General features: G+C 53.8%; 3 protein-coding genes. All 3 read left to right on the top strand.

Annotated elements, in window-relative coordinates; all coding sequences use genetic code 11:
* Nucleotides 1–355 (top strand): hypothetical protein (locus AC2FEB_RS23270; protein ID WP_496884419.1); only part of this gene is annotated, 355 nt, incomplete at its 5' end.
* A 687-nt stretch (nt 356–1,042) separates the two neighbouring features.
* On the top strand, nt 1,043–1,924 hold the full coding sequence (locus AC2FEB_RS23265) for a sterol desaturase family protein (protein WP_496677600.1): 882 nt from the start codon (nt 1,043–1,045) through the stop codon (nt 1,922–1,924).
* Nucleotides 1,925–2,037: 113 nt separating this feature from the next.
* Nucleotides 2,038–3,156, top strand: a complete 1,119-nt coding sequence (locus tag AC2FEB_RS23260; RefSeq protein ID WP_496677599.1) for a flavin-containing monooxygenase — start codon at nt 2,038–2,040, stop codon at nt 3,154–3,156.
* Nucleotides 3,157–3,237 lie beyond the last annotated feature (81 nt).

The following is a 3,237-nucleotide window of genomic DNA, read 5'->3' as shown; positions in this document are numbered from 1 at the left end:
CATTGCAGCAGACCAACCACCAGTTGGATCAAGCCGCGCGAAGGTGCAACATGTCGACCAAAGTTTGCGACAAAGCCCGGTGTCCTATTGGGATCCACGCCACTACGGCCAGTATTTCCTGATCTTCGAGATCGGTTTGGGCCTAGCCCTCGCCATGCTGATCGGTCTGCAGTCCCGGTCGAAGCGGGTATGGGTGGCGGTTACATTTCTGTCGCTTGGATATCTGGGTTCGATTGCCGCTGGTCTGATGTCTGGTGCGGATCACCTTCGAGGCCCCGGGTCCTGCGAAGTTCTTGCGAGCAATGCCGTCGCAAAGCAAGCGACCTCGCCAAACAAGTCAAAGGTCGTTCCATAGAGGGATGACTATGTCAGAAAACCAGTTCGTGCGGGTGTTCGGCGAAGCGTGGAGTGTATGGGGCGCCTTTGGACCATCCTGATTAGAAGCGCGGGGCATACAACACGCCCCGCACCAGTCTCTAACGACTGCCCGCTTTTCCGGGCATGTTCATCCTTTTGGCCGCACGCGGTGGTGTCTTCACACGCAGATCGCGCTGCGGCTTGGCTTTGGCCTTCACTAACTTAGCGGATTTCGGTGTGTCCTCCACAGCGGGAAGGGTCCGCCCGAAGGTGGATTTTGGTGGTTTGAAGGGCATGATGCACCTCATGACAAAAGGAAGCTGAAGTCGCGCAGATGCTCGACTGCGAACGCCCACGACGGGCTAGCGCCGTATGTCCATTGTCAGAGTCCTCCGCAGGAGCGTTTCAATGCGCATTCTGCCAATTAAGGTCAGCGCGCGGCGGGATCAGAAAGTATGCTGGTCCATTGTTAGAATCTCCTCTGCGAATGTTGGGAGCGTCTCAGACAAGGGAGCATCTGTCAAACCTGCTCAATGAACGGCAGCAGTTGTTGGTAGGCAGTTGGATGTGGATAAAGCTGCCTCAGATGATTTCACGTGAATTTCTGCTATTTTACAAAGGAACAGTCGTCACTGAGAAATGATGGCAGACCCGCCGCGACCGACAACCCGTAAAGACACGCTCCATGTCCGACACCATCCTTGCAGCTGAGCCGACCATCCGCCTTGTGGCCTTTCTGGGCATTCTGGCGGTCATGGCGCTATGGGAAGTTGCAGCACCCCGGCGCAGACGGGATATTCCGCGCGTTGTGCGTTGGACAAATAATCTTGCGCTCGTTGTGCTCGACACCGCAATCCTGCGGCTGACCTTTCCGATCCTCGCAGTTGGGCTTGCGGTGATGGCCGAGGACCGCGGATGGGGACTCTTCAACAACATAAATGCGCCGGTTTGGGTTGCGATAGCGGTCTCAATGCTGCTTCTCGATCTTGCGATCTATCTTCAGCATGTGATGTTACACGCAGTGCCGGGGCTTTGGCGACTGCACCGGATGCATCACGCCGATCTTGATTTCGACGCGACCACAGGCCTGCGGTTCCACCCAGTAGAAATCCTTATCTCGATGGGGATCAAACTGGCGGTCGTTGCAGCTTTGGGTCCCCCCGCTGTCGCCGTGCTCTTGTTCGAGGTCATCCTGAACGCGACCGCGCTTTTCAATCACGCCAACATTGATCTTCCGCGCCCAGTTGATCGTTTCCTGAGATGGATCATCGTCACCCCGGACATGCACCGAGTGCACCATTCCATTGATCCACGCGAAACCAACTCGAATTTCGGCTTCAATTTGCCGTGGTGGGACCGGCTATTGGGAACTTACGTCGCGCAACCTGCGAAGGGGCACAAGGGTATGGAGATCGGTATCGTGCAGTTTCGCACGCGCCGCGACCTCTGGCTCGACCGGATGTTAATTCAACCCTTTCTCGGTCCAGCAAGCGGTGGCGCGCTTGACGCTCGGAGCCATCGGAGGCGATCTTCATCCATCTCATCCAAGCCGAGCGACGACAAATAGATCCAAAGCCGTGAACCAATGATCTTTTGCGGCCCTTAGGGTCTCATGCGGAGTTCAATTTGTTATGGCCACACGAACCAAATAGTATTGACCCAGATATCGAGAGGGAAGCGATGGCAAACAAGGCAATTGTTGTCGGGTCAGGACCCGCTGGGCTCGCTTGCGCAGCTATGTTCCGAAAGCGATCCATCGATGTAACCATTCTGGAGCGCGAAACTCAGCTGGCGTCATCATGGCGGCATCACTACGATCGCCTCCATCTGCACACCGACAAGTCGCATTCCAATTTGCCCGGATACCACATGCCACGTGGATTTCCGAGATACCCGTCACGTGATCAAGTTGTTGAATATCTCGAAGCTTATGCGGAACATCACGGTCTGGATCCTGAATATGGTGCCGAGGTATCTGTTATCAGGCGTGCCGAGAAATGGGAGGTTCAATCTGATCGAGGCACATATTCAGCCGACATCGTCGTCTTGGCGACCGGCATTGCATCATATCCCAACCGTCCCTCATGGCCAGGCCAAGAAAACTACATCGGAAAAATTTTGCACTCTTCCGAATACACAAACCCCAATCGCTTCGATGGATTGCGTGTGCTTGTCGTTGGATTGGGCAACTCAGGTGGGGAAATCGCTCTTGATCTAGCAGAGAAGAATATAAAGGTCGCGCTATCCGTTCGAAGCCCCATCAACATCATTCCAAAAGAGGTCATGGGAATTCCAATTCTCACGCTTTCGATCTTGGAAACAAAACTGCCGATCTGGCTTGCCGATCTGGTCAATCGCACTGTTCAACGGTTTTATTTTGGCAACTTGAACGCCCTTGGACTTATGGCATCGTCAATCGGACTCCTCGAAAAGATCAGAACCGATGGTAGGGTTCCTCTAATTGATATTGGCACGGTGGATATGATTAAAGCCGGGGTCATAGAGGTACGAGGTAACATTCAATCTTTCGAAGATCAGACAGTTGTATTCGAGGATGGTTCTCACGATAAATTTGATGCGGTGATACTCGCAACAGGGTTTCGATCCGACCTTCGAAATCTTCTCCCGGATTGCAGCGATTTACTTACGCAGGGTGGCGCACCCAAGCTTAGTGGTGCCAATAGCGGGCGAGACGGTATGTACTTTTGCAGTTATCGAGCATCGCCGACCGGCCAACTCCGTGAAATTGGAATAGAGGCCAACGCGATAGCCGATAGTGCTCTCCGATTTGCACGATGAGGGCCACTAATGGGATGTACCGGCTGCTTCACCCAGCAGTTTAGGCTTTGCCTATATCTGCAAACAGGAGAAGTAGCTATG

The sequence above is a fragment of the Ruegeria sp. YTSC106 genome (assembly GCF_059609765.1).
Note: the sequence above shows the minus strand (reverse complement) of the source record. Positions and strands in the feature narration are given on the sequence as shown.